Origin of the sequence: Streptomyces sp. NPDC058308, from assembly GCF_042880275.1 — a bacterium.
Taxonomy (GTDB): Bacteria; Actinomycetota; Actinomycetes; order Streptomycetales; family Streptomycetaceae; genus Streptomyces.
Window position 1 is genome coordinate 125,987 of the sequence record NZ_JBHVZA010000018.1, and the last position, 25,067, is coordinate 151,053.

Here is a 25,067-nt window from a genome sequence, read left to right on the forward strand (position 1 = left end):
CTCCTCGCCCCTCTTGATCGTTGCTGAATCCTATACTATTTTGCAGATCGCTATAGTATAGCGATGGATCAAGGAGGATCCCGATGCGTGATGACGACGCGTGTGTTCTGGTGACCACGGCGTATCTCGAACCCGGCGGCGCGGTCGACCGCCTGGTCCGGGAGGCCGGATTCCGTACCGTCTTCGCCCGGCCCGTCGACCGGCGTGAGCCGGACCGGTCCTTGCGCACGGCCGTCGGCGAGGCCGCGGCTGTCGGCATCGTGGCCGGGACGGACCCGTTCACGGCCGAAGTCCTGGAGGCCTCCCCCGGGTTGCGGGTGATCGGCCGTTGCGGGGCCGGATACGACAACGTGGACGTGGCGGTCGCCACCCGGCGCGGCATCGCGGTCACCCACACCCCCGGCGCCAACCGGCAGTCGGTCGCCGAGCACGTCCTCGGCCTGATGGTCGGCTGCGCGCGGGGCATTCCGCAGAGCGTGGCCGACGTACGGGCGGGCGGCTGGTCGCAGCCCAGCGGGCGGGAGTTGGCGGGTGCGACGCTCGGCGTCGTCGGGCTCGGCTCGATCGGACGGACCGTCGCCCGGCTCGGGCTGGCCATCGGCATGCGCGTCGTGGGCCACGACCCGCACCTGGACCCCGCCTTCCTCGAAGAATCCGGGGTCGCCGCGCTGCCGCTGGAGGAGGTGCTGCGCGAGGCCGACTTCGTGACGCTGCACCTGGCGCTCGACGAGTCGACCCGGCACCTGATCGACGGCGCGGCGCTGCGGAGCATGCGGCCCGGCTCCTATCTGATCAACACGGCGCGGGGCGGCATCGTCGACGAAGAGGCGCTCGCCGCTGCGCTCGGCGAGCGCCTGCTCGCGGGCGCGGCCCTGGATGTGACGGAGCGGGAACCGCTCCCGCCGGACTCTCCGTTGAGGGCGTTCGACAACGTGCTGGTCACCGGGCACATCGCGGGCGCGACGGCCGAGGCCAGGGCACGCTCCAGCCTCGCGGCGGCCCGGCAGGTGCTCGACGTGCTCCGCGGCCGCACGCCGGAGCACCTGGTCAACCCGGAGTACGTGACGGCCCGGGCGGGGGCGCTGTGATGGGGGCCGCGGAACGGGTGCCCGCTCAGCGGTGCGGGACGTTCTCGGCGCGGAACGTTTCGCAGGACCCGTCCGGGAGGTCCGCGCTGCGGATACCGGGCGGGCCGCCGCTCGCGGCCAACCTGAAGTGGCTCTTCACGGAGCTGCCCTTCGAACGGCGCTTCGACGCCGCCGCCGACGCGGGCTTCGCCGGTGTCGAGTACGCCGCGCCCTACCCGTATCCCGTGGCACGGCTGCGCACCCTGCTGGACGCCTCGGGGCTCCGGCAAGTACTCATCAACTCCCCTGCCGGTCAAGCCGGTTCGCCGGAACGTTCGGGGCTCGCCTGCCACCCGGGACGCGCCGCGGACTTCCTCGCCGGGATCGAGCGCGGTCTGGAGTACGCGATCGGACTCGGCGCGGGGCTCCTGCACGTCCTCGCGGGCGTCACACCCCCGGACGTCGGCTCCGAGCGCGCCTTCGCCACGTATGTCACCAACATGGTCCGGGCCGCCGACCTCGCGCAGGGCACCGGCGTCCGGCTCGTCGTCGAGGCGCAGAACGAGCGGGACGCGCCCGGATACTTCCTGCGCACCCAGGCCCGGGCCCGGGCCGTCGTGGAAGCGGTCGGCCCCGATCGCGCCGGTCTGCTCCTGGACCTCTACCACGCCCAGGTCACGGAGGGGGATCTGCTGCGGACCCTGCGCGCCTGTCTGCCGTACGCCCTGCACCTGCAGATCGCCGACCCGCCCGACCGCACCGAGCCGGGCACCGGCGAGATCCGCTGGCCGCGCGTCTTCGAGGAGTTGCGCGAGGGCGGGTACGAGGGCTGGATCGGCTGCGAGTACCGGCCCGCGCACGGCACGGTGGCCGGACTCGGCTGGCCCGCGGAGGTGACGGCATGAGCGCCTCCGCTGCCCCGGGTGCTCGCCCGGTCTCCGCTCGCCCGGTCTCCGCTCGTCCGCGCATCGCGCTGATCAGTGCCACACCGGCGGCGGCCGGCCCCGCCGTCGCCGGGCTCGCCGAAGCCTTTCCGCGGGCCGAACCCTGGAACCTGCTCGACGACGCGCTGCTCACCGATGCCGAGGTCCAGGGCGGGCTCACCCCTGGCCTCGCCGGACGGATGCGGCGGCTCATCGACTACGCCGTCCAGGGCGGGGCCCGGGGTGTACTCCTCACGTGTTCGCTGTACGGGCCGGTGGCGGAGCGCGCCGATGCGGGGGTGCCGGTGCTGGCGGCCGATGCCGCGGCCTTCGCCGCGGCGCTCGCGGGCGGTCATCGCCGGGTCCTCGTCCTCGCCACGTTCGACGCGGCCCTGGGGGACTCCCTGGACCGGTTCCGCGCGGTCGCGGCGGCCGACGGCTCGCGCACCGAAGCCGTCGGGCAGGTGATCCGCCCCGGTGAACTCCCGGATCCCGTGGGAGCGGACGCCGTCCTCCTCGCCCAGTACTCGCTCGCGCCCCGGGCCGACGAACTGTCGGCCGCGCTGCGGCTTCCGGTGTACGCCGGACCGCGCGCCGCGGCCCACGCGCTGCGCGCCGAGATCGAGGAAGCCGAGGTCGTAGAAGCCGAGGTCGTGGAAGCCGAGACCGCGGAAGGAGCCACGCCATGCTCGGAGTGATCGCCGACGACGTCACCGGCGCCAGTGATGTGGCCCTGGCGCTGCGGGAGAGCGGCCTGCGGACCCTTCTGTACTTCGGGGTGCCGCGGCCGGACGTGGAGGCGCCCGGTGGGCACGACGCGGTGGTGGTCGCGCTCAAGAGCCGGATGGCGCCGGCCGCCCTGGCCGTCGAGGAGTCGCTCGCGGCGCTGCGCAGGCTGCGCGGGCACGGGGCGCGGCAGGTCTACTTCAAGTTCTGCTCGACCTTCGACTCCACCGCCGACGGGAACATCGGGCCCGTCCTCGACGCGCTCGCCGACGCCTTGGACGCGCCGACGGTGCTCCTGACGCCCAGCTCGCCGCAGCACGGCCGCACCCAGTACGAGGGGCAACTCTTCGTGAACGGTGTGCCGTTGGCCGAGTCGCCGATGCGGCACCACCCGGTGACGCCGATGACGGACTCGTCGTTGCCCCGGCTCCTCGGTGCCCAGACCCGCCAGACGGTCGAGCTGCTTCGGTGGGACACGGTGCGTACGGGTACCGGAGCGGTCCGAGCGGCCGTCGCCGACGCCGCCCGCCGTGAGGTCCGCTATCTGTTGGCCGACGCGCTCACCGCGGACGACCTGCGTGTCCTCGGCCGGGTCGCCGCCGAAGCGCCGCTGGCCGCGGGGGCCGCCGGTCTCGCCGGAGGACTCGCCCACGCGCTCGCGTGCGGCGCCCGGGAGGCGGACGAGGACGACGATCCGCTGGATTCCTGGCCCGCGGCCGTGCTGTGCGGGAGCTGCTCGGCGCGCACGCTCGAACAGCTCGACGTCCTGCGGTCCCTCGGCCGTCCCGTGCACCGGCTCGATCCCGTCGCCGAGCCGGACCCGGCGGCGCTGGCCGGCCGCGCACTCGACTGGTACGACGCGCTCTCGGCGGGCTCGCCAGGAAGGGCGCCCGTGTTCCATTCCTCCGTACCGCCCGCGCAACTGCGGGCGATCCAGCGCGCGTTGGGCGCGGACCGGGCGGCGGCCGTCCTGGAGGAGGCCACCGGCCGCATCGCCGCGGGGCTCGTGGCACGGGGGGTGCGGCGGGTGATCGCGGCGGGCGGTGAGACGTCGGGCGCCGTGGTGGCCGCACTGGACGTCAGCGGCGGCTGGATCGGCCGGGCCGCGGCGCCGGGCGTGCCCTGGATCCGCCCGACGTCCGGCCCGCCGCTCGCCCTGCTGCTCAAGTCCGGGAACTTCGGCGGCCCCGACTTCCTCGCCACCGCCTCCGCGCCGCCCCCGCCCCACTCCCCCGGCCCCCACGCACCGCACCGAGGAGCCCGCCGATGACCTCGCTCGCCCCACACCCGGCCGGGCGCGCGGCGCTCGTCGCCACCGCCCGGCGACTGGCCGCCCGCTCACTCGTCCACGGCCGCACCGGCAACGTGTCGCTGCGCACCGACGACGGCCGGATCCTCATCACCCCGACCGGCGCCGACCTCGCGACCGTGGGCCCACACGAGCTGTCCGTCATCGACGCCGACGGAGCCCATCTTGGTGGACCGCCGCCGTCGAAGGAGGCGTTCCTGCACGCGGCCGTGTTGCGGGCGCGCCCCGGCGCACGCGCCGTCGTCCACACCCACTCGACGCACGCCGCCGCCGTCTCCTGCCTGAACGGCCTCGACGCGGACGACGCCCTGCCACCGCTCACCGCCTACTTCGCGATGCGCGTCGGACGGCTCGCGCTGCTGCCCTACTTCGCACCCGGCGACGTAGGTCTCGCCGACTCCGCCGAGGAAATGGCCCGCACACACGCGGCGTTGCTCCTGCGCCACCACGGACCCGTCGTGGCGGCCCCCGGGCTCGACGCGGCCCTGGAGGCCGTCGAGGAACTGGAACAGACCGCACGGATCCACCTCTTGCTGCACGGCACGGACCACGCACACCTCACCGAGGAGCAGCGCATGGAACTCTCTCCCCGATCTCCCCGATCTCCCCGATCTCCCCGACTCGCCCGCCCTGTCGCGCTGTTCAGCGCTCTGGCCATCAAGAAGGCGCTGGACGACACCGTCCTTGAGGCGTTCACCAGCACCTCCGGCATCGAGATCGACGGCGTCTACGAGCCCACGAACGTCCTCCTCGACCGGATCGAGGCCGGGGCCCGCCCCGACGTGCTGGTGGGCGTGACAGGCGCACTGGAGAAGCTGGCCGCCTCCGGAGTGATCGACGCGTCCTCGCTGCGCCCGCTCGCCCGGGTGGGGATCGGGGTGGCCGTGCCGCCGGGCGCCCCCGACGTGGACATCGCGAGCACGGACGCGCTCGTGCGGACGCTGACGTCCGCGCGCTCGGTGGCGTACTCCCGTACGGGTGCGAGCGGCGTCGCGTTCGCGCGGCTCCTGGAGCGGCTCGGCATCGCGGACGCGGTCAACTCGCGCGCCACGGTGGTCGAGAAGGGATTCACCGCGCTCGCGGTGCTCGACGGCCGGGCGGACCTGGCCGTGCAGCAGCTGAGCGAGCTGCGCTTCGTGCCGGGCGCCAGGGTCGTCGGCCCGCTGCCCGAGGGCGTCCAGCACTACACCGATCTGTCCATCGCGCTGGGCGCGGACGCCGTCGGCCTGCCGGAAGCCGCCGCGCTGCTGCGGCATCTCACCGGCGATGCCGCGCGGGACGCGTACCGCGCGGCCGGCCTGGAAGACCCACGGCGGTGAACGCGATCCTCGCCCTGGTCGCGTTCATCGGGGTCATCATCGTGTGGAACGTGGCGTTCGAGCGGAACATCGGCGAGGCGATGATCCTCGGATTCCTCGCGAGCGCCGTGTTCGCGGGCGCGGACGCGGCGCGGGTGGCCTGGGAGTGTCTGGTCGAGGGCCTGAAGTCGGAGATCACGTTCGCGGCCCTCGCGTTCGTCTTCGTCAGCGAACTGCTCACGCGTACGGGGCTCGTGCAGCGGATGATCGACATCCTCAGTTCGCTGCTCGGCCGCCGCAGGGGCGGCTCCGCGTACGCGGCGACGGTCGCCTCCGGCCTGTTCGGCGCCGTCGCGCACAACGGCGCGGCGATCGTCGCCACCGTCGGTTCGCTCGCCATCCCGTGGATGAAGCGGTCACGGGCCAGCGGGGAGACGGCCGCGCTCGTGCTGTCCGGCAACGCGGGCGTCGGCGCGACCTTCCCGTTCAGCGGCGCTTTCTTCGTGCTGCTCGCCGCGCCGACCGTGGTGCCCGTACTGACCTCGCACGACGTGGTCGCCACCCTCTTCGTGACCGGGGCGTGGATGGTCGCGATGCGGCTCGTCATCGCGTATGTGATCGTGCGGCGGCGCGGGGTGGGCACGATGGCTCCGCAGGACATCAGGCCGCTGCGTCAGTCGTTCGGCGCGGGCTGGACCTCGCTGCTCGTCCTCGCCGCCGTCGCGGTGCCGGTCGTGCTCACGACGGGGCCGGGCAGCGACTGGGCGACGGACCGGCTCGGCGGCCTCGACGCCTCCGACGCCGTGCCGCTGCTGGTGTGGCTGCCGGTGATGATGCTGATCGCGGGACTCCTGGTGGAGCGGCGGGCGCTGCCGCACGGTGTCGGCGCCTGGTGGCGGATGCTGGGCGAGATCGGCCCGAAGCTGGGCCTCGTGGGCGTGACGATGGTGTCCGCGTTCGCGGCCTCGGAGGTCCTTGACCGGCTCGGCCTCGGCGAGCAGCTCGCGCCGTACCTGGAGGACCTGAAGGGCGTGCCGCCGGTGGTGGCGGCGCTCGTGGTGGGTCTGGTCATCGTCATCGTCGCGGGCCCCCTCAACACCACCTCCACCCTCGCGGCCGTCGGCCCCGTCGCCTTCGCCGCACTGATGGCCGCGGGGATTCCCGCCCACGTGGCGTTCGCCGCGGTCATCGTGTGGGCCTCCTCCGAGGGGTGCTCACCGCCGGGCGCCGCACCGCTGTACGTGGCCGCCGGCATCGCCGACATCAATCCGGCCCGCATCTTCATGCCGGTCGCCCTCTACTACCTGGTGCCGTCCTACCTGTTCGGCGTGCTGATAGCGGTGGGCGCGCTGTGGATCCCGGGCTGAGCGGCGCACAGAGAAGTCGATCGGCGCACGGAGAAACGGAGAGTTCCATGCACGCCTTGTTCCGTACGTTCCTCTCGGGCGCGACCCGCGTGCTCCTCGTCGCCTTCCTTTTGGGTGGCTGCGCCGTGGTGGCCGGGCAGTTGGCCGCCCTCGCCGCGGGTGACCGGCAGCTGATGGAGCTGTTCGGCACCGACGTCACCGACGTGGTGTGCGTCATCGCGGGCGCCGCGGGCCTCTGCTCGTTCCTGCACCTGTACGCACGGGAGGAGGGCGGGCGCCGCGGCGGCGCGGGAAACGAGGACGGGTAGCGCCGCCCGGGGCCTCCGACCCAGGCCTTAGAGCCTGTGGCATATCCCCGGCCGGGCGGCCGTCGTCTGGCACGCACGCTCGCCGCGTTGCCGAAAAGCCCTAGTAGCTCCGCTACGAGGACTTCCCGGCGCCTTGCGATCGCACGCACCAGACGACGCCCGCTCATCCGACCGGGGATATGCCACAGGCTCTTAGTTCTGCGCTGTCGGGCGGACGACGATGTCCCCCACGTCGACGCCGGCCGGCTGCTCGATGGCGAAGGCGATGGCGCGGGCGATGGCGTCCGGCGGGATCCCGATGTCGCCCATCCTGTCGAGGACCTGGGCCTTCATCTCCGGTGCCATGGAGTCCGTGAACTCCGTGCGCGTGGCGCCCGGCGAGACGACCGTGACGCGCAGGTTGCCGCCTGCCTCCTGGCGCAGGCCCTCGGAGATGGTGCGGACCGCGTTCTTGGTTCCGGCGTACACCGCCTGCTGCGGCACGATGCGCAGCCCGGCCGTGGAGACCGTGTTCACGAAGTGGCCGAAGCCCTGCTCGCGGAAGACGGGAAGCGCCGCGGCGATTCCGTACAGGACTCCTTTGAGGTTGACGTCGATCATCTCCTCCCAGTCCTCGACGCGCAGGTCGTCCAGCGGGGAGAGCAAACCGATGCCTGCGTTGCTGACGAGGACATCGATCTTGCCGTACCGGTCGCGGGCCAACTCGACCAGCCGGGACAGGTCTTCCCGGCGCTTCACGTCCGTGCGCGCGTGGACGGCCTGGCCGCCCGCCTTCTCGATGCGGGCGGCCAGCGCCTCGAGGCGCTCCGGCCGGCGTGCGCCGAGGACGACCTTCGCGCCCCGCTCGGCGAGCAGCAGTGCGGTCGCCTCGCCGATCCCGCTGCTGGCGCCCGTGATCACTGCGACCTTGCCTTCGATTCCCGACGCACCCGACACAAGAGCCTCCGAAGAATGGATGAGGGCAGCGCACCCCCTAAACTGAAAGTGGAGGCGCCGCCAGTTGACTCGACCTTAAGTGGAGTCGCCTCCACTTAGCAACCGGGGACGAAGGAGCGAGCCGTCGATGGCACGGGATACGGAACGCCCGCTGAGGGCCGACGCACAGCGCAACCGGGACAAGATCCTGGCCGCCGCGGTGCGGGTGTTCACCGAAGAGGGGCTGGACGCCCACTTCGAACGCATCGCCAGAGAGGCGGGGGTGGGAACCGGCACTCTCTACCGCAACTTCCCGACCCGGGAGGTCCTGATCGAGGCGGCCTACCGCAACGAAGTGGCGCGGCTGTGCGACGCCGTCCCCGGCCTCTTGGCGACGATGCCGCCCCGTGAGGCCCTGCGCGCCTGGATGGACCGTTTCATCGACTACGCCACCGCCAAACTCGGCATGGCCGACGCCCTGCGGGCCGTCGTCGCCTCGGGAGGCGACCCCTACGCCCACAGCCGCGACATGATCCAGGCCGCCATCTCCCGCCTCATGGCGGCCGGTACCGAAGCCGGCGTCCTGCGCACCGACATCCGCCCGACCGACGTGTTCGCCGCCCTCGCAGGCATCGCCCTCACGTCGGCGAAGCCCGACCAACGGGACCAGGCCGAACGCCTTCTCGACCTCACCCTGGACGGGTTGCGGCCCGTACCGCCGCAGCCGCCGGAGCTCCCCGAAAGCTGAATTCGCGGACACCGTGATCCACGGACCACCACAATGACCAGCACAATGGCAATGCGGTCCGTGGTCGCCACGGTGGCCGCGTACCGAGGACAGCACGTGCATGCGCGCGGAGAAATGAGTAAGGGGAAGACGTGAGCGGGAGCCAGCATCCGTCGGACGTGTCGGGCAGATTGAACACGGGGGTCGCACACAACGCCCGGGTGTGGAACTACTGGATCGGCGGGAAAGACCACTACGAGGTCGACCAGCACGTCGGTGACCAGGTCGCCACGATGTTCCCCGTGATCCGGGACGTGGCCCGCGCCGACCGCGACTTCCTCGGCCGCGCGGTCCGCTTCCTGACCGCCGGCTGCGGAATACGGCAGTTCCTGGACATCGGCACCGGATTGCCGACGCTCGACAACACCCACGAAATCGCCCAGCGGATCGCGCCCGAATCCCGCATCGTCTATGTCGACAACGATCCCATCGTGCTCGTCCACGCCCGCAGCCTGCTGGTCGGCACCCCGCAGGGGGCCACGGACTACATCGACGCCGACGTCCACCGGCCGGACCGCGTCATCGAGGGCGCCTCGGCGACTCTTGATCTGGAGCGGCCCGTCGCGGTCATGATGCTGGGCATCCTCAACTTCATCCTCGACACGGACCAGGCGCTGGACATCGTGCGCCGGATCATGGCCTCGGTGCCTTCCGGCAGCTATCTCGCCATGACACATCCGACCACCGACACCGACCTCGGCGGTGAGGGCAATGTCGAGGCCATGAAGTTCTGGAACGAGAACGCCACGCCGCCGATCACCGCCCGGACCCGTGCGGAGATCAGCGCGTTCTTCGACGGTCTCGACCTGCTCACCCCGGGCCTCGTGTCCTGCTCGCAGTGGCGCGCCGAGTCGGCGTCCGCCCCCGTACTCCCCCAGTTCGGCGCCGTGGCCGTGAAGCCCTGACCGGACTCCACTGAGCAAGACTCCCGACGGCGGTGCGTCGCGGGAGCGGATTGTTGGTTAGGGTGACAAGCCGGGAGTGGTCCCGATGCCTGGTCAAGTCGACTGTCTGGTAGGGGTGTTCGGGTCGGGCCCAGGCTTACGGGGCGACGGACCGGCATCCGGGGCGAGACAGGCTTACGGATCCAGGGTGGGTCGGACACGACGGGGGGGGCTCGCGTTGGATCGCCTGCTCATGGTGGATCAGAAGTGCGCTTGCGCGCCTCGGTCGGACGCGGTGGACGTGTGACCGGCCGGCCGGCGAGCACGGTGCTGCCCGCGTCACTGCGCGCGTGGCTCGGGCTGACCGTGGCCCTCGCCACGCTGGGGGTCATCGCGCTCGGAGTCCTCTACGCCGGTCACAGCCAGCCCGGCACGGTGGACAGGTGGGTCATCGATCCGACGGCGGACAGCGTGGGGCAGCCGTGGCGGTCCGTCGCGCTGGCCACGGACTTCTTGGGCGAGCCCGCCGGATCGGCGGTCCTCGTCGTGGCGGCCGTCGCGGTCTGCCTGCGACTTCGGTGGCGTCGCGCGGCCGTGTTCCTCGTGGCCGGGGTCGGCATCACCGTGGTGACGGCGACGCTGCTCAAGTCACTGGTGGGACGCACCATCCACGGCGACGGCAACCTGTCCTACCCGAGCGGGCACACCGCGTTCCTCACCGCGGTCGCCGTCGTGGGAGCGCTGCTCGCGGTCGGCCGGTTCGGCCTCGGCAGGCCGGCCGGCTCGCTTCTCGTGCTCGCCACCGCGCTGGTCGCAGGCTCCGTCATGGGCTGGGCGCAGGTCGTCCTGGGCGCGCACTATCCGACCGACGTCCTCGGCGGCTGGTGCACCGCGCTCGGGGTGATACCCGCGACCGCGTGGCTGGTCGACCGGACGGCCGACCGGCTCGGCCGCCGGACGGCCGACGCCGGACGGGGGCAGCCCCGCTGACGTGACGTCATACGCCCACGTCACCCCAGCGGGTCAGGTCGCCTCACACCAAGCGGCGGAACACGGGCTTCACCGGTCGCCCGGCCAGCCACGGGGTGGGATCACCGGCGTCCAGCGCCTTCCGGTACACCGCACACGCCTGGCCCACCACCTCCACCGTGCGGTCGATGTCGGCGTCGCTCAGCGCGCTGCTCACCACGAACGACGGGGCGAGGACGCCGCCCGCGAGGAGCCGGCGCAGGAACAGGGTGCGGTACTGCTGCGAGGGCTGCCCGCTCCCGTCGAGGGTGGCGAAGACCAGGTTGCTGGCCCGGCCCCGGACGACGACGTGGTCGCCGACGCCCATCCCCGCCGCGGCGTCGCGGACTCCGGCGGCCAACCGCTCGCCGAGGGCGTGCAGCCGCGCGGTGATGCCCTCCTCGACGTACGTGGTCTGCACGGCCATCGCGGCGGCCAGGGAGTGCGTTTCCGCGCCGTGTGTGGTGGACAGCAGGAACACCCGCTCGCCGGAGTGGCGCAGTCCACCGCGCTCCATCAGGTCGCGTCGCCCGGCGAGGGCGGAGACGGCGAAGCCGTTGCCCAGCGCCTTACCGAACGTGGAGAGGTCGGGGACCACGCCGTACAGGCCCTGGGCGCCCGCCTCGGACCAGCGGAAGCCGGTGATCATCTCGTCGAAGACGAGGACGCAGCCGTGCCGGTCGGCGAGTTCGCGCAGACCGGCGAGGTATCCGGTCGGAGGCTCGGTGTGGGCGGCGGGTTCGAGGATCAGGCAGGCGATCTCGCCCTGGTGGCGGGTCAGGAGCTCCTCCGTGGCGGCCAGATCCCCGTAGGGGAACGCCACGGTGAGGTCGGTGACCGCCGTCGGGATGCCGGCGGACATCGGCGTGGTGCCGATGAACCAGTCGTCGACGGAGAAGAACGGGTGGTCGCCGCAGATGGCCACCCGCGGGCGGCCGGTCACGGCGCGGGCGAGGCGCACCGCGGCGGTGGTGGCGTCGGAGCCGTTCTTCGTGAACTTCACCATCTCGGCGGTCGGCACCGTGGCCAGGAAGCGTTCCGCGGCCTCGACCTCCACGATGGAGGGGCGGACGAAGTTGCTGCCGCGGTCGATCTCCCGCCGCACCGCCTCGGTCACACGTGGGTGGGCGTGGCCGAGGCTGACCGAGCGGAGGCCGGAGCCGTACTCGATGTAGCGGTTGCCGTCGACGTCCCACACGTGTGCGCCGCTGCCGTGGCTGATGACCGGGGCGAGGTTCTCGGGGTACTGGTCGTCGCCCTTGGCGTAGGTGTGCGCGCCGCCGGGGATCATGGCGTGCAGGCGCTCGTTCGCCTCCCGTGACCGGGGCAGTTGGAATTCTTCGGTGTCCACGACGACCTCAGCTCTCTCTGTGCTTCAGGACTTCTGCTTCAGTGCTTCGGCGAGGCTCGGCGCCTCCCGGTCCCGCCGGGACATCGATGTGGGCGGCAGCGGCCACGCGATGGCGAGTTCCGGGTCGTCGTGGGCGATCGTCACGTCTTCGGCCGGATCGTGCGGGCGGTCGATCCGGTACGAGGTGTCGGCCGTCTCGGTCAGCGCCTGGAAGCCGTGCGCGCAGCCCGCCGGGATGTACAGGGTCACCTGCGTCTCGCCGGACAGCTCGAAGGAGGCCACGTTGCGGTAGGTGGGAGAGTCCTCGCGCAGGTCCACGACGACGTCGAAGATCTTCCCGTACGAGCACCGCACCAGCTTGGCCTCGCCGCCGCCGGAGCGCAGGTGGAGGCCGCGCAGCACGCCCTGGACCGAGCGGGACACGCTGTCCTGGATGAAGGCGTCCGGGTCGAGACCCACCGAGCGGATCACGTCGGCGTCGAAGGTGCGGCAGAAGAAGCCGCGCTCGTCGGCGTACGGCGTCGGCTCGAAGAGGAACGCGCCGTCGATCGCCGGGACTTCGGTCGCCTTCATGGAGTCTCCCGCATGGCATGGGTGTGAGTGGGGGTGTGCGTATGAGTGGGGGCGGCCGTCGGGAACAGGGCCGCCGTCAGCGCGGTGAACTGGCGCTCCAGGCGCCCGGCGACGGCCGTGTTCCGCTCGGCGAGGGTCCGCCGCAGCCCGGCCGACCGCTTCTCCAACTCGCGAAATTGTACGAGCAGTTGGTCGGCGTCGACCTCGTGCGCCGGGTGGCGGTATGCGGCGAGGCCCATCTCGGCCATGAGCGCGTCGCTCTTCGCCGCGTAGCTGAGGGCGAGCGTCGGTGTGCCGGCCTTCAGCGCGCAGACCAGGTTGTGGTAGCGGGTCGCCACTACGGTGTCGGCCGCCGCCATCTCCTTCATCAGGTCGGTGAGCGAGGCCGCCTCGGAGGCGGTGACCAGCGGCGAGTCCACCGCGTCGAGGATCGCTTCGACCACCGTCGCGTCGCAGGCGTCGCCGGTGAGCAGCCGGACTCGCCTGCCGTCCTCGACGAGCGTGCGGACGAACCTGGTGGTGCCTTCGAGGTAGCGCCGGTGGATCTCCTCGGCCCGGTCGCGGTCGTCGTTGCCGCCGTGGAAGTCCATGACTCCGACGCAGACCGGGCCCGGCGAATCCGAGGGTCCGTTCGCGGGAGGCGTCGGCAGGGCGAACGCGAGGTCCGGGTAGACCTCGTCGCGCGCGGTGTCCACGCCCATCTCCCGCATCGCGTCGCGGGACAGGGTGTCGCGGTACGAGCGGTACGTGGCGAACCGTGCCGACCAGCGCACCAGGGCCCGGGTCGGCCGGTCGGTGATCGGGGCCGCGCCCACGCCGACCAGCGCGACCCGGGTGCGGAACAGCCGGCCGGACGCGCAGAGCAGGAACAGCGAGTACGGGAAGCCCCACGGCCGCAGCGGCAGGGTGGCCTCCAGGACGCCCATGCCGGGGACGATCACCACGTCGTGGCGGCGCACCCAGGCGGCGGTGCGGGCGACGTCGACGAGTTTGCCCAGGCCCTTCGCCGCGATCGCGCCCGCACGGGACGCGGTCCGGTACTCCCCCCGGTTCCAGTGCAGCCGGGTCGCGGGGATCCGGTACCGGGTCGCGACGACTTCCGGTCCGCCGCACAGCGCGTCCACGGCCGCCTCCGGGTGCTCGGCGCGGAGGTATCCGAGCACGGCTTCGAGCGATCCGTCGTTGCCGAGGTTGCCGGAGCCGAGCAGCCCGAACACCCCGACGCGGGCGGCGCTCACGCCTGCCTCCCCGCACGGCCTTGACGACCTTCACGGCCTGCGACGAGTTCGTCGACGGAGACCGTGAGCTCGGCCGGGTCGACCGCGGCGCGGTCCTCGACCCGCTCGCCGGTGCCGGGGCGGGCCCGGCTGGTCATCCACGCGGCCAGGTGGACGTAGCACGCGCGCCGGTCGGCCGCGGACAGCGGCGCCCGCTGGATCGCCGAGGCGAACCCCCAGACGTACTCGGCGAGCAGCCGGGGCGTCGGGTGCAGCGCCCCTGCACGGCGCGGGTCGAGGTTGACGCACCGGGAGCGCTTGCCCGGGTTGGCCCGCTCGGCGCGGGTGGGGTGGTCGCGGCGGAAGTAGAGGAGCTCCGGCACCTGGTGGAAGGGGCCGTGCAGGACGATCTCGGCGACGAACGTGCGGTCCGCGTGGTGGTAGCTGTCGTGCGGCTTCACGCGGCGCAGCACGTCGGCGCGCATCACCCCGTAGAAGTCGTCGCCGCCGGGCTCGAACAGGAAGCTGCGGAAGCGCTCCGGTGCGCGGGGCGAGTCGGTGGCGATGCCGTACTCGTAGGGGACCTTCACCTGTCCCTCGCCGTCGATGACCGCCTGGCCGGAGTGCGCGAGGACCACGTCCGGCCGCTCGTCGAGCGCCTCGACGCAGCGCCGCAGCAGGTCCCGGGCGTACAGGTCGTCGTGCGAGGCCCACTTGAACAGCTCGCCGCGGCACTGGGTGAACACGTAGTTGTGGTTCGGTGCCGCGCCGATGTTCCGGAGCAGACGGATGTAGCGGATGCGCGAGTCCCGCGCGGCGTACTTGCGGCAGAGGTCCTGGGTCCCGTCGGTCGAGGCGTTGTCGGTGATGACCAGCTCGAAGTCCTCGTAGGTCTGGCCGAGCAGGGCGTCGAGCGACTCGGCGAGGTACTCCTCGCCGTTGTACACGGGCAGGCCGATGCTCAACCGGGGGTGGGCGGTCATGGGGTCCTCACTTCAGGGATCGTGTTCTGGTGGTGCTCACGCAGGGCGGACCGCAGTTGCAGCCACCACACGGCCGAGCTGCAGACGGTGGCGGAGGCGACGCCCCAGGCCGAGCCGACCGTGTTGCCCACGGCCGCCCCGCCGAGTCCGCCCGCGACGTAGCAGGCGGAGGCGAACAGCTGGCTGCGCAGGCTGCGCCGGGCCGCGGCGAGCGCGCGGAGTCCGGCCGCCGCGCCGGTGCCGAGGCCGGCGCCCGCGACACCGAGGGTGACCGGCACGATGAGCTCCGAGGCGGAGCTCCAGACGTCGCCGAGCGCGAGCTCGCCGAGCCGGTCCGGCATGAGGAGCAGAGCGGCGCCCCAGAGCAGCGCGGCGACGGCCTGCACGCCGCCGAGCAGGAGACAGAAGACGCCGAGGCGGTGCGGGGCCTGCCGCAGCACGCGTGCCGCCTCCGCGACGGTGACCAGCGAAAGCCCCATCAACACGGCCATGAACGGGCCGAGCAGGAGCTCGGCGCCCCGGACCACGCCCACCGCGCTGACGCCGACGATCACGCCGAGCCCGTAGGCACGCAGCTGGCTCGCACCGCTGACGCCGACGTTCTCGGCCAGGTAGCGGTAGCTGAGGTCGTGATGCTCGCGCAGCCACTGGCGCGCGCCGGTCGTCCGGGGCCGGATGCCGGACTGGAAACAGCCGTACACCGCGGCCACCGCGGCGGACGCGCCCCAGGCGAGCACGAAGGCGGACACACTGCCGACGCGGGCCGCCACGACCATGGCAGGGACGAGCGCGACGCCCCACACGACGTCGTTCACGAACGCCTTGCGCCCGGCGCCCGCGGCGAAGAACGCGTACCGCCAGGCGTCCTGAAGCAGCAGCCCCGGCAGCATGACGCCGAGGCAGGCGAACGCGGGCCCCACACGCCCGCCGACAGCGAGCCCGACCACCAGGCACGCCGCGCCGACGGCGGCGCCGACGCCGAGAGCGGTGCCCGAGGACCGGGCCACCGCCCCGCGCCAGGCCGTGTCCGGCACGCCGCTGAAACGCACCACGAGCGGGTCGGTGGCCAGGCCGCGGGAGACGCTGAGCACCACGCCGTAGGTCACCCACGCCAGGCTGAACACGCCGAACGCGGTCAGGCCGAGCGAGCGGGCCACGTACATGCCCACCACGAAGTTGGACAGGCTGGAGGCCGCCTGGTCGGCGAGGCCCCAGGACAGCCGGCCGACGATGGCCCGCCGGGCGGTCCGCCGGGCGGGGCCGGCCGGGACCGCCGCCGGCGTGGGCTGCTCCCCCTCGGTGGTCATGGGCGTCATGCCTTGATCAGTCCGGCGCCGTGCAGGGCGTCGGCCGCGCCTGCGACGGTGTCGAACGGCAGCCCGGCGCGCTCGGCGACGTCCAGGAGACTGTGCTCGCCGTCGGAGAGGCTGAGCACCCAGAGCATGGCCATCTGGGCCTGCTTGGTGTCGCTGCGGCCGCCGAGCGCGTCGTACAGCCCGCGGCGGCCCAGCTGGGGTTCGCCGTAGGGGCTGAGGTTGACGTACCGCCGGTTGCGGTCGAGCACGGTGAACGCCTCGCGGCAGACCGCGAGCGTGTCCGCCATCGCCGCCGGGGAGACGAAGTCCGGGTTGTCCGCCGAGGTGTGGTACTCGGGGTAGCCCGCGTACGGGGTCCGGCTGAGCGAGCCCACGCCGAGATCGAACCCCGGCGAGCAGTACTGCCGCTCGTCATAGCCGTACGGTGTGAACTCGTTGACCTGGTGCGGGCGTTCGGAGGCGCGCAGGACGTGCCGCAGCACCCGGTCGATCTCCGCGTCGCCGCGCCTGCTCTGCTTGTACGTCAGCCGGCCCGAGTCGCCCGCGCAGGCCAGCACGAGTCCGTGCTTGACCTGTGCCACCCGCTCCGCGTTGCGGGCCAGCCAGGTGATCGCCCCGATGGTGCCGGGGGCGAAGATGAACCGGTAGGTGTAGTACGGGGTTTCCTCCGCGAGGGCCCGGGCTAGGTACGTCGCCACCGCGATGCCCGCCAGGTTGTCGTTGGCCAGCGACGGGTGGCAGACGTGGCAGGAGACGATCACCTCGTCGGAGACCTGCCCGGGGACGACGTGCTCGGCGTAGGTGAGGTGGCCGTCGGCGAGCGTGGAGTCGACGCGGACCTCGTAGTCGCCGTCCGGCAGCGCGTCCAGGGTCTCCTGGGCCAGACAGAACCCCCACTCCGGCTTGTAGTAGCTGGTGCGGTACGGCACCCAACTCGGGTGCTCCGGAAGGGTGTACAGGTGCTCGCGCAGCTCGGCCAGCGGCATCGTCGCCGCGACCGGCACGCTGTAGCCGAGCACGTGCAGGCTGGACGCGGCGAAGTCGACGACACGGTTTCCCGCACTGTCGGCGACGTACGCGTCCCGGATGTTCCACTCCTGCGGCACCGTCCAGTCGAGCACCTGCGTCCCGGTCGGCACCTCGTGCATCGTCAGCGGGAGGTACTCGTCGACGATGCGCAGGGTGGCCCGTACGCCGTCGCCGGTGATGCTCCGGCAGAGCGGGTACAGCCGCTCCACCAGCTCGTGCATGTCCGCGCCCGTCTCGGTCATCGGCGCCACCGCAGGGTGTCGTCGACGGAACCGGCTTCGGTGGCCGTACGCAGCACGGCGAGGCGGGTGAAGCGCCGCTCGAAGTTCTCCCGCGTCAGCCCGTGCTTGCGGTAGGCGTCGGCGAGTTCGAACGCGCCCTGCCGCACGGTCCATTCGCAGTCGAAGCCGGGAATCGCGGCGCGGAACCGGGAGAAGTCCACCCGGTAGGACCGCGGGTCGGCGCCGTTCTCCCCGGTGATCACGACCCGCGATCCCGACACCGCCTCGGCGACCTGCTCGGCGATCTCGGCGACCGTGACGTTGTTGACCTCGCTGCCGATGTTGAACGCCCGGTCGTGCACCGCGTCCCGCGGCGCGGCCAGCGCGGCGGTGAAGGCCCGCGCGATGTCGGCGGCGTGCACCAGCGGGCGCCAGGGGGTGCCGTCCGAGAGCACGAGCACCTCGCCGGACAGGAGCGCGTGGCCCACCAGGTTGTTCAGCACGATGTCGGCGCGCAGCCGGGGCGAGTAGCCGAAGGCGGTGGCATTGCGCATGTACACCGGGCTGAAGTCGCCGTCGGCCAGCGCGTGCAGGTCGTCCTCCACCCGTACCTTGGACTCCGCGTACGGCGTCACCGGGCGCAGCGGGGCGTCCTCGCCCACCAGTTCGCCGCCGCCCGCGGCGCCGTAGACGGAGCAGGTCGACGCGTACAGGAAGCGCCGCACGCCGGCCTCGCGGGCCAGCCGGGCGAGGCGGACCGACGCGTGGTGGTTGATGTCATAGGTGAGCTCGGGTGCGAGGGATCCCAGCGGGTCGTTGGAGAGCGCGGCCAGGTGGATCACGGCGTCCACCCCGGCCACGTGTTCCGCCGTGACGTCGCGCAGGTCGACCCGGTGCCCGGGCGGGTCCGCGGGCGTCGGGCCGAGGACGCAGTCGGCGAACAGGCCCGCGTCGAGACCGACGACCTCGTGCCCGGCGGCGGCGAGGACCGGGGCCATCACGGTGCCCAAGTAGCCCTGGTGTCCGGTCAGTAGTACGCGCAAGGTTCAATCTCCCAGGTTCAGAGTGAGTTTGGTGACGGCGAACGCCTCGGCGTAGCGCGCGTGACATTCGATGCCGCGGATACGGGCGAGACCCAGGAAGGCCTCACGGTCGTACCAGGGGCGGTGCCGCTGCGAGGGGTAGTGCTCCTGAAGGAGCCGCACCTTCTCCTCGGCGGTCTCCGGCGACAGCGGCTGGTACGCCGACGGGCGGCCGAGGTCGCCGTCCCACTTGACGATCTCGTAGCCGAGCACGAGGTGGTCGCGGAACGCGGTGGGTATCAGCTGCGCCAGGCCGCGGTGGTCCTGGTGCGCGTCGTCGGTGCGCGGGGCCAGGATCAGATCCGGCTCGCTCTCCCCGCGCAGTTCCTCGACGGCGGCCTTGGCCTCGTCCCAGTGCACGGGCATCCGGCCGTCCGGCAGCTTGAGCACGGTGACCCGCAGGTCGGCGCCCGGACAGAAGGCGGCGAGCGCGGCCCGCTCCTCCTGTTCGCGTCCGCTGCCGCCGCCGGAGAGCACCAGCGCGTCGATGCGGATGCCCGGCCGCGCGTGGCACAGCGTGAGGAGCGTGCCGCCGGCGCCGATGGCGATGTCGTCGCAGTGCGCGCCCACCGCGACGATCTTGTCCAGGCGCCCGGCGCCGAGCCGGATCACCCGCTCACCCCTGCGCTGTCCCGCTCCCACACGGCCCACGGGCGCTCCCCGCGGGCGTGGGCCTCGTCGAGCGCGGCCCGCTCCTTCACGGTGTCGGTCGGCTTCCAGAAGCCGCGGTGCTGGTGTGCCACGAGGCGGTTCTGCTTGGCCAGTTGGGCGCATCCGTCGGCGACCAGGTCGCCGTTCTCGGGGATGTGGTCGAAGATTTCCTGCCGCAGCACGAAGTAGCCGCCGTTCTCCCACATCGGCAGCTCGCTCACCGGCGTGATGCCCCCCACCAGGCCGTCATCGCCCAGTTCCACGCAGTGGAACGAGGACTGCGGCGGCACCACCATCATCGACGCACCGGCGTCGCGCCGGGAGAAGGAGTCGATCATCTCGGGCAGCGGCGCGTCGGTGAGCACGTCGGCGTAGTTGGCGAGGAACATCTCGTCGCCGTCCAGGTGGTGCCGCACCCGGCGCAGGCGCTCCCCGATCGGTGACTCGATGCCGGTCTGGGCGAACGTGATCGTCCAGTCGGCTATGTCGGTGGAGAGCAGTTCGGCCTTCCCGCCGCGCAGCACGAAGTCGTTGGACGTCGTCTCCTCGTAGGTGAGGAAGAAGTTCTTGATGTGATGGGCGCCGTATCCGAGGCACAGGATGAACTCCTTGTGCCCGAAGTGCGCGTAGTAGCGCATGACGTGCCAGATCAGCGGTCGCGGTCCGACCATCGCCATCGGCTTGGGCACGTCGTCAGCGGCGCCGTTGCGCATCCGCATCCCGTAACCGCCGCAGAACAGTACGACCTTCATGCTGTGACCTCTTTCGAAGGCGCGGCCTCGACAACGCTCAGTTCCGGGATGGGGAAGACAAGGCGGCCGCCCCACTCGTGCACGAAGGACAGCTGCTCGACCAGCTCGGCCCGCAGGTTCCACGGGAGGACGAGGACGTAGTCGGGCTTGTCGGCGGCGATCCGCTCGGGCGGCAGGATCGGGATGCGGGTGCCCGGTGTGAACCTGCCGTGCTTGTAGGGGTTGCGGTCGACCGTGTACGCGAGCAGGTCGGGCCGGATGCCGCAGTGGTTGAGCAGGGTGTTGCCCTTGCCGGGGGCGCCGTAGCCGACGACCGTCTCGCCGCGCTCGGCCGCCGTGATGAGGAACGTGAGGAGGTCCCTGCGGACCTTGGCCACGCGGGCGGAGAACTCGGTGTACCCGGCCAGCTCCTGGAGTCCGGCGGCCTTCTCCCGGTCGAGGACCTCGGCCACCTGCTGGGAGGGCTCGCCTGCGACCTCGGCCGGGCGGGCCCACAGCCGGATGGAGCCGCCGTGCGTGGGCAGCAGCTCGACGTCCACGAGCGTGAGTCCGCCGCTGGCCAGGGCGCGGATCGCGGACGCGACCGTGTAGTACTGGAAGTGCTCGTGGTAGATCGTGTCGTACTGGTTCTCCTCGATCAGGGTCAGCAGGTGCTGCACCTCGATGGAGACCCAGCCGTCGTCGGCGACCAGGGTGCGCAGCCCCTGGGTGAATCCGACGACGTCGGGAATGTGCGCGTACACGTTGTTGGCCACGACCAGGTTCGCCGGACCGTGCTCGGCGCGGACCGCCGAGCCGGTCTCCGGGCTGAGGAACTCGGTGAGCGTGGGCACGCCCGCGTCGCGCGCCGCGGCGCCGACGTTCACCGACGGCTCGATGCCGAGGCAGCGGATCCCCCGGTCCACCACGTGCTTCAGCAGGTACCCGTCGTTGCTCGCGACCTCGACGACGAAGGTGTCCTTCGCTTCGGGATCGAGGCCCACCCGCTCCACGGCGTCGGCGACGAACGTGCGCGCGTGCTCCACCCAGGACGTCGAGAAGGAGGAGAAGTACGCGTACTCGCTGAACGTCTCCTCCGGCGTGATCAGCGGTGGAATCTGCGCGAGCCAGCAGTCGGTGCAGACCTGCAGGTGCAGCGGGTACGCGGGCTCCGGCTTGTCCAGTTGGTCCGCGGCGAGAAAGCTCTCGCACGGCGGGGTCGCCCCCAGATCGACGACGCTGGCCAGCGTCGCGGAGCCGCAGAGTCGGCATCGTGTCATTTGCTGTCCCCATCCCTGCCCGCGCGGATGCCCCGGCGCGAGCCTTTGCTCTTGCTCCCCAGCGGCGGCGGGCTGTCCCCGCCGCCCGGCCGACCCGCGATCGCGGTTCGGTACCCCTCCACCAGGCGTTCGAGGCCGACGGCAGGGCTGAAGCCCTGCTCGTACCGGCGTCGGGCCGCCCGGCCCATCTCCCGGTTGCGGTCGTCGTCGACCGCGATCCGGCGTATGCAGGACGCGAGCGAGGCGGCCTCGCCCGGCCGGTGCAACAGCCCGGTCTCCCCGTCCGCCACGAGCTCGACGAAGGCGCCGTGACCGGCGGCGACGGCCGGGACCCCGGCCGCCATCGCCTCCACGACCACCAGGCCGAACGCCTCGAGCCACGTCGAGGGAGCCACCACGGCGACCGACCGCGCGATCGCCCCCCGGCACTCCGCCGCGTCGTACAGGCCGACGCAGCGCACGTCGTCGCGGCCCGCGGCCCAGGCGGTCACCTCGTGTTCCAGCGGTCCCGCGCCGGCGATGACGAGCGGCACGCCCACCCCGCCGGACGCGGTGATCTCGTCCCACGCGGCCATGAGCAGCCGCACGCCCTTGGCCTCCGCGAGCCGCCCGAGATAGAGCACGTGCTCGCCGGCGCCCGTTCGCCGCTCGTCCGGGTCCGGCACGAAGTTGTGCTTGACCGCGAGGCGTTCGGCCGGCATGCCGGCCCGCGCCAGGACGTCGCGCTGCGCCGCGGAGATGCAGAAGAACCGCTCCACGCCGGTCCACCACCGGCGCCGGTTGACGACAAGGCTGAGGGCGAGCGGCAGCGTCGCGAGGCGGGAGTCGCGGTAGCAGCCGTGCCGGACGGCGGGCAGCGGCGCCGCCGCCCCGACGCATTCGGTGCACGGCCGGCCGTCCCGCTGCAGCGTGCCGGGCGGGCAGACCTGGGTGTAGTTGTGCAGCGTGGCGACGGCGGGCACGCCCGCGTCGGCGCACGCGGCGAGCACGGCGGGCGACAGGAGCGGGAAGACGTTGTGGACGTGCACCACGTCCGGCCGTTCGGCGCGCAGGCGGGCGGCGAGCTCCGAGCGGACCGAGGGGTTCCACGGCACGAGGAGCGGCAGCCTGGCCTTGCTCGCCAGGGACATGCCGGCGATGTCGTCGCTGCGCCGCTCGAACACCTCGACCCGGTGGCCGGCCGCGCGCAGCAGCGCCACCTCTTGGTCGACGACCTTGTTCTCCCCGCTCGGCTGCGCCGATGCGTAACGGTTGTGCACCACGAGAACGTGCATGCCTGGGGTCACCTCCGATCCTTGGCCCAGCGCGGGACACGTCGCCGCGGGACCGCGGGCGCCGAGGGGGGCGTGGCCGCGGCGGGCGCCGCGAGCAGCGAGGCGGCCAGCGCCAGGTGGAGCAGATAGGGCGAGGCGTCGCCGAGGCCGGCCTCGGTGTACGACGCGATCGCGCAGTAGCTGATCAGGAAGATCGCGCAGGCCCTCTGCAGCGAGGGCGGGCGCAGCAGCGCGACGCCGCCGAGCACGAGGATGACCGCCGCCACGATGGCGGTGCCGGTCAGGCCCTGTTCGTTGTAGACGGCCAGCCAGCTGTTGTCGATCGGCAGCCCGCCGAACGACTTGTCGCCCAGGCCCATGCCGAACAGCTGCTCCGAGGTCGACCGGGGCGCCGCGAGCAGGGCGTCCCAGACCTTGGCCCGGCCGGTCAGATTGGAGAAGTTCTCCTCGCTCTGTCCGCGCAGGAACCACGCCTGGAGCGCGGAGGCGAACCCCACCGCGGCCACCGTGGCGATCACCACCGTCCAGACGAAGAACCGGCGGGCGGCGGCGCTGGTCAGGATGAGCGAGCCGATCGCCAGCGCGAGACCGAGGAAGAGGCCGAGCGTGGCCGTGCGGGTATGGGTCAGCGCGAGCAGGACGAGGGACGGCACGATGACCAGCGTCGCGCCCGCCCGGTCGACCCGGCGGCCCAGTACGAGCAGCACGGTAAGGCCGATGATCACCGCGGCGTACTGCCCTATCTGCGGCGGGGTGAGCGGCCACAGGGCGCCGACGAGACGTCCGCCGTAGAGGTCGGGCAGGGCCGCGCCCGGTGAGATGACCAGGCCCGCGGCGACCGAGCCGAGCACCGCGAAGTACATCCGGATGTGGTGCCGGACGAAGGCGAGGCCGCCGTCCCACCAGCGGCTGAGCAGCCACAGCGTGCCGACGAAGAGGGCCAGCCGGGTGCAGCGGAACAGCGCGCCGAACCCGGCCTCCAGATTCGCGCTGGAGATCACGCTCGGCACCAGGAGCAGGGTGAGCAGGAACACGTAGGCGCTGGGCCGGATGCGTAACCGGATATTGACCGCGAGCGCCAGCGTGAACGCGGCGACCAGCGCGCCCATGGTGACCATCTGGATGAGGGAGCGGGGCAGCGGGACGATGGTCTGCGCCCCGGCGGAGCCGAGCGTGTTGAGGATCAGGAGGCCCCAGACCGTCCCGACGATCTTCGACGTGTGGTCCGCGTGCATCTCAGCCACCGCCCCGTATGCGGAAGGTGCTGCCCGTGTCCTGCCGGTAGGGCATGCCCTGCCACTGCCCCGGGTCGAGCACGCGGCTCGGGTCGTGGGCGACGAACTTCCACGGTCCGACGTAGACGTTGTCGTGCCAGCGGTTGTGCTGGTCACGGGTGATCGACTCGGCCACCTGCTCGCCCTGGTAGGGCGACCAGTCCGGATAGGTGCCGTAGTTGGCGAGCAGGGCCATGCGGTCGCACTTCACCGCGCACTCGACGACGGCCTTGTCGAGGACGAACCGGTTGTCGTGGATGTCCACCCGCTGGGTCTTCCACCGGCAGTCGGAGTAGAGCGGTTCGTCGGCGATCTTCGGCCTCGTGCAGCGGTCGGTGTCCGGCACCAGCAGCGTGCAGTCACCGGACGAGGTGTTGGCGGGGCTGTTGCAGAAGCGGTCGGCGTTCTCCCACAGGGTGATGCCGGACCAGTTGTTCTCCAGCACGTTCCGGTCGATCTCGATCTTGCTCGTGCGGGCCTTGACCCGTGGTTCGCCACCGGACTCGGACAAGTAGACGGTCGCGTACGGGAAGGTGTCGTCGCTGTCGGCGTATCTGCGGCCCTCGACCCAGTTGTTCCGCCGGATCGTGTTCTTCCGGATGACCGCGTTGTAGCTGGTCTCGTAGATCAGCGCGGCCCCGTCGTTGGTCTCAAGGACGTTGTTCTCGATGCGGAAGTCGTTGTTGTTGGTGTCCGCCCACAGTCCGGTTCCGCGGTTGTCGTGCACCCAGTTGCCGCGTATGTCGGCGCCGTCGACGGCCCAGAACTTGATGCCTCCGGTGCAGCCGCAGCCCTTGCGCCGGCGCTCCCAGTCGCCGGTGTTGTTCCCCACGATCTCGTTGCCCTCGACCACCAGGCCGCTGATCCGGCCCTTGGCCTTGTACGCGTTCATGCCGTACTGACCGTTGCCGCGCAGGCAGCTGGCGCGGACCCGCTGGCGGGCACCGGCCATCAGCCCGGCACCGGAGTTGCGCTGGATCGTCGCGTGCTCGATCACCCACCCGTCGGCCGAGTCGTGGTTGACCACGCCCTCGTCCGGCGGCGCCACGAACCGCTGCACGGTCAGGTGGCTGACGGTGACGTCGGGAGCGGAACCGCCGAACGCGTACTGGTTGGTCTTGCGGCCGTCGAGCACCGCGCCCGCCGCGCCGAGGTAGCGGTTCCCCTTCTTGGGGATGACCTGGGCGTAGCGGTCCGGGTCGAGCCGGTGCTTGCCCGGCCGCAGCCAGAACGTGGTGTGCGCCGGGCTCTTCTTGGTCTTCGCCGCCAGATCGCCGACCACCCCGGGGTCGACCGCCACCGCACCCGCCGGCGCCTTCGCGGGACCGGCCTCCGGCTTGGCGCACACCCGGGCCACCGACCGGGCCGCGGACGTGGACGGCTGGGTGGCCGGCTCCGCCGCCGGGGCGCCCGACGTGCTCTCACAGCCGGTCGCCAGCAGGGCGAGGGCCGCCGCCGGCCCCGTCCATATCCGCCAGTTGATCGCCACGCGT

General features: G+C 72.2%; 24 protein-coding genes. 10 read left to right on the forward strand and 14 right to left on the reverse strand.

Translation table 11 applies throughout. The annotated features are described in order from the left end of the window. Positions 1-83 precede the first annotated feature (83 nt). From ACFVYL_RS24255 to ACFVYL_RS24285, 7 genes are read left to right on the forward strand one after another with little or no spacing between them, the layout of a single operon-like run. Positions 84-1,088 carry a phosphoglycerate dehydrogenase gene (locus tag ACFVYL_RS24255; protein ID WP_389719380.1) on the forward strand — a complete coding sequence of 335 codons (1,005 nt, stop codon included), beginning with the start codon at positions 84-86 and terminating at the stop codon, positions 1,086-1,088. After that, positions 1,088-1,972 carry a hydroxypyruvate isomerase family protein gene (locus ACFVYL_RS24260; protein WP_389719381.1) on the forward strand — a complete coding sequence of 295 codons (885 nt, stop codon included), beginning with the start codon at positions 1,088-1,090 and terminating at the stop codon, positions 1,970-1,972. Before ACFVYL_RS24255 ends, ACFVYL_RS24260 begins: the two co-directional genes overlap by 1 nt. Next, positions 1,969-2,688, forward strand: a complete 720-nt coding sequence (locus tag ACFVYL_RS24265) for a hypothetical protein (protein WP_389719382.1) — start codon at positions 1,969-1,971, stop codon at positions 2,686-2,688. Before ACFVYL_RS24260 ends, ACFVYL_RS24265 begins: the two co-directional genes overlap by 4 nt. Beyond that, the gene (gene otnK, locus ACFVYL_RS24270) at positions 2,676-3,986 is read left to right on the forward strand and encodes a 3-oxo-tetronate kinase (RefSeq protein WP_389719384.1); all 1,311 of its coding nucleotides are present in this window, start codon (positions 2,676-2,678) and stop codon (positions 3,984-3,986) included. Before ACFVYL_RS24265 ends, otnK begins: the two co-directional genes overlap by 13 nt. Further along, positions 3,983-5,344: a class II aldolase/adducin family protein gene (locus ACFVYL_RS24275; RefSeq protein WP_389719385.1), complete on the forward strand. Its 1,362-nt coding sequence runs from the start codon at positions 3,983-3,985 to the stop codon at positions 5,342-5,344. The genes otnK and ACFVYL_RS24275 overlap by 4 nt, the downstream gene beginning before the upstream one ends. Further along, entirely contained in the window at positions 5,341-6,690 is a 1,350-nt protein-coding gene (locus tag ACFVYL_RS24280) for an SLC13 family permease (protein ID WP_389719386.1), read from the forward strand. The genes ACFVYL_RS24275 and ACFVYL_RS24280 overlap by 4 nt, the downstream gene beginning before the upstream one ends. Before the next feature lie 47 nt (positions 6,691-6,737). Continuing rightward, positions 6,738-6,998 carry a hypothetical protein gene (locus ACFVYL_RS24285; protein WP_389719388.1) on the forward strand — a complete coding sequence of 87 codons (261 nt, stop codon included), beginning with the start codon at positions 6,738-6,740 and terminating at the stop codon, positions 6,996-6,998. A 192-nt stretch (positions 6,999-7,190) separates the two neighbouring features. On the opposite strand, the gene ACFVYL_RS24290 is transcribed toward ACFVYL_RS24285, so the two are convergent. Then, positions 7,191-7,898: an SDR family oxidoreductase gene (locus ACFVYL_RS24290; protein WP_389719389.1), complete on the reverse strand. Its 708-nt coding sequence runs from the start codon at positions 7,896-7,898 to the stop codon at positions 7,191-7,193. Between the two features lie 163 nt (positions 7,899-8,061). Here ACFVYL_RS24290 and ACFVYL_RS24295 point away from each other — a divergent pair, with 163 nt between their 5' ends. From ACFVYL_RS24295 to ACFVYL_RS24305, 3 genes are all read left to right on the forward strand, one after another. Further along, a complete protein-coding gene (locus tag ACFVYL_RS24295; protein ID WP_389719390.1) occupies positions 8,062-8,661 on the forward strand; it encodes a TetR/AcrR family transcriptional regulator in 600 nt (199 codons plus the stop codon). Between the two features lie 131 nt (positions 8,662-8,792). After that, positions 8,793-9,605 (forward strand): SAM-dependent methyltransferase, encoded by an 813-nt coding sequence (locus tag ACFVYL_RS24300; protein WP_389719391.1) that lies wholly within the window; start codon positions 8,793-8,795, stop codon positions 9,603-9,605. 282 nt (positions 9,606-9,887) lie between these two features. Beyond that, on the forward strand, positions 9,888-10,574 hold the full coding sequence (locus ACFVYL_RS24305) for a phosphatase PAP2 family protein (protein WP_389719392.1): 687 nt from the start codon (positions 9,888-9,890) through the stop codon (positions 10,572-10,574). Between the two features lie 43 nt (positions 10,575-10,617). Here ACFVYL_RS24305 and ACFVYL_RS24310 read toward each other — a convergent pair whose 3' ends face one another. Genes ACFVYL_RS24310 through ACFVYL_RS24370 form a run of 13 tightly spaced genes read right to left on the reverse strand, consistent with a single transcriptional unit; the run spans position 10,618 to position 25,063 of the window. Then, positions 10,618-11,943: a glutamate-1-semialdehyde 2,1-aminomutase gene (locus ACFVYL_RS24310; protein ID WP_389719393.1), complete on the reverse strand. Its 1,326-nt coding sequence runs from the start codon at positions 11,941-11,943 to the stop codon at positions 10,618-10,620. Between the two features lie 24 nt (positions 11,944-11,967). Continuing rightward, complete coding sequence (gene rfbC / locus ACFVYL_RS24315; protein ID WP_389719395.1) at positions 11,968-12,516, reverse strand: dTDP-4-dehydrorhamnose 3,5-epimerase; 549 nt, start codon at positions 12,514-12,516, stop codon at positions 11,968-11,970. Beyond that, complete coding sequence (locus ACFVYL_RS24320) at positions 12,513-13,754, reverse strand: polysaccharide pyruvyl transferase family protein (protein ID WP_389719396.1); 1,242 nt, start codon at positions 13,752-13,754, stop codon at positions 12,513-12,515. The genes rfbC and ACFVYL_RS24320 overlap by 4 nt, the downstream gene beginning before the upstream one ends. Continuing rightward, positions 13,751-14,716, reverse strand: a complete 966-nt coding sequence (locus ACFVYL_RS24325) for a glycosyltransferase family 2 protein (protein WP_389719397.1) — start codon at positions 14,714-14,716, stop codon at positions 13,751-13,753. Before ACFVYL_RS24325 ends, ACFVYL_RS24320 begins: the two co-directional genes overlap by 4 nt. After that, entirely contained in the window at positions 14,713-16,023 is a 1,311-nt protein-coding gene (locus ACFVYL_RS24330; protein WP_389719399.1) for a hypothetical protein, read from the reverse strand. Before ACFVYL_RS24330 ends, ACFVYL_RS24325 begins: the two co-directional genes overlap by 4 nt. Before the next feature lie 5 nt (positions 16,024-16,028). Next, the gene (locus ACFVYL_RS24335; protein WP_389719400.1) at positions 16,029-17,303 is read right to left on the reverse strand and encodes a DUF4910 domain-containing protein; all 1,275 of its coding nucleotides are present in this window, start codon (positions 17,301-17,303) and stop codon (positions 16,029-16,031) included. Continuing rightward, on the reverse strand, positions 17,300-18,325 hold the full coding sequence (locus tag ACFVYL_RS24340; RefSeq protein WP_389719401.1) for an NAD-dependent epimerase/dehydratase family protein: 1,026 nt from the start codon (positions 18,323-18,325) through the stop codon (positions 17,300-17,302). Before ACFVYL_RS24340 ends, ACFVYL_RS24335 begins: the two co-directional genes overlap by 4 nt. Positions 18,326-18,328: 3 nt before the next feature. Continuing rightward, entirely contained in the window at positions 18,329-18,976 is a 648-nt protein-coding gene (locus ACFVYL_RS24345) for a PIG-L deacetylase family protein (protein ID WP_389719454.1), read from the reverse strand. Continuing rightward, entirely contained in the window at positions 18,973-19,767 is a 795-nt protein-coding gene (locus tag ACFVYL_RS24350) for a glucose-1-phosphate cytidylyltransferase (RefSeq protein ID WP_389719402.1), read from the reverse strand. The genes ACFVYL_RS24345 and ACFVYL_RS24350 overlap by 4 nt, the downstream gene beginning before the upstream one ends. Further along, entirely contained in the window at positions 19,764-21,026 is a 1,263-nt protein-coding gene (locus ACFVYL_RS24355) for a class I SAM-dependent methyltransferase (protein ID WP_389719403.1), read from the reverse strand. Before ACFVYL_RS24355 ends, ACFVYL_RS24350 begins: the two co-directional genes overlap by 4 nt. After that, positions 21,023-22,300, reverse strand: a complete 1,278-nt coding sequence (locus ACFVYL_RS24360) for a glycosyltransferase (protein WP_389719404.1) — start codon at positions 22,298-22,300, stop codon at positions 21,023-21,025. The genes ACFVYL_RS24355 and ACFVYL_RS24360 overlap by 4 nt, the downstream gene beginning before the upstream one ends. A gap of 8 nt (positions 22,301-22,308) precedes the next feature. Further along, positions 22,309-23,535 carry an O-antigen ligase domain-containing protein gene (locus ACFVYL_RS24365; protein ID WP_389719406.1) on the reverse strand — a complete coding sequence of 409 codons (1,227 nt, stop codon included), beginning with the start codon at positions 23,533-23,535 and terminating at the stop codon, positions 22,309-22,311. Between the two features lies 1 nt (position 23,536). Next, positions 23,537-25,063: a right-handed parallel beta-helix repeat-containing protein gene (locus ACFVYL_RS24370; protein ID WP_389719408.1), complete on the reverse strand. Its 1,527-nt coding sequence runs from the start codon at positions 25,061-25,063 to the stop codon at positions 23,537-23,539. Positions 25,064-25,067 lie beyond the last annotated feature (4 nt).

Bases quoted from the DNA above. Each gene is read 5' to 3' on its own strand.
- ACFVYL_RS24355 (WP_389719403.1), bottom strand. From the start codon at position 21,026: ATGACACGATGCCGACTCTGCGGCTCCGCGACGCTGGCCAGCGTCGTC.
- otnK (WP_389719384.1), top strand. From the start codon at position 2,676: ATGCTCGGAGTGATCGCCGACGACGTCACCGGCGCCAGTGATGTGGCC.
- ACFVYL_RS24330 (WP_389719399.1), bottom strand. From the start codon at position 16,023: ATGACCACCGAGGGGGAGCAGCCCACGCCGGCGGCGGTCCCGGCCGGC.
- ACFVYL_RS24365 (WP_389719406.1), bottom strand. From the start codon at position 23,535: ATGCACGCGGACCACACGTCGAAGATCGTCGGGACGGTCTGGGGCCTC.
- ACFVYL_RS24285 (WP_389719388.1), top strand. From the start codon at position 6,738: ATGCACGCCTTGTTCCGTACGTTCCTCTCGGGCGCGACCCGCGTGCTC.
- ACFVYL_RS24255 (WP_389719380.1), top strand. From the start codon at position 84: ATGCGTGATGACGACGCGTGTGTTCTGGTGACCACGGCGTATCTCGAA.
- ACFVYL_RS24350 (WP_389719402.1), bottom strand. From the start codon at position 19,767: ATGAAGGTCGTACTGTTCTGCGGCGGTTACGGGATGCGGATGCGCAAC.
- ACFVYL_RS24275 (WP_389719385.1), top strand. From the start codon at position 3,983: ATGACCTCGCTCGCCCCACACCCGGCCGGGCGCGCGGCGCTCGTCGCC.
- ACFVYL_RS24260 (WP_389719381.1), top strand. From the start codon at position 1,088: ATGGGGGCCGCGGAACGGGTGCCCGCTCAGCGGTGCGGGACGTTCTCG.
- rfbC (WP_389719395.1), bottom strand. From the start codon at position 12,516: ATGAAGGCGACCGAAGTCCCGGCGATCGACGGCGCGTTCCTCTTCGAG.
- ACFVYL_RS24295 (WP_389719390.1), top strand. From the start codon at position 8,062: ATGGCACGGGATACGGAACGCCCGCTGAGGGCCGACGCACAGCGCAAC.
- ACFVYL_RS24360 (WP_389719404.1), bottom strand. From the start codon at position 22,300: ATGCACGTTCTCGTGGTGCACAACCGTTACGCATCGGCGCAGCCGAGC.
- ACFVYL_RS24265 (WP_389719382.1), top strand. From the start codon at position 1,969: ATGAGCGCCTCCGCTGCCCCGGGTGCTCGCCCGGTCTCCGCTCGCCCG.
- ACFVYL_RS24335 (WP_389719400.1), bottom strand. From the start codon at position 17,303: ATGACCGAGACGGGCGCGGACATGCACGAGCTGGTGGAGCGGCTGTAC.
- ACFVYL_RS24325 (WP_389719397.1), bottom strand. From the start codon at position 14,716: ATGACCGCCCACCCCCGGTTGAGCATCGGCCTGCCCGTGTACAACGGC.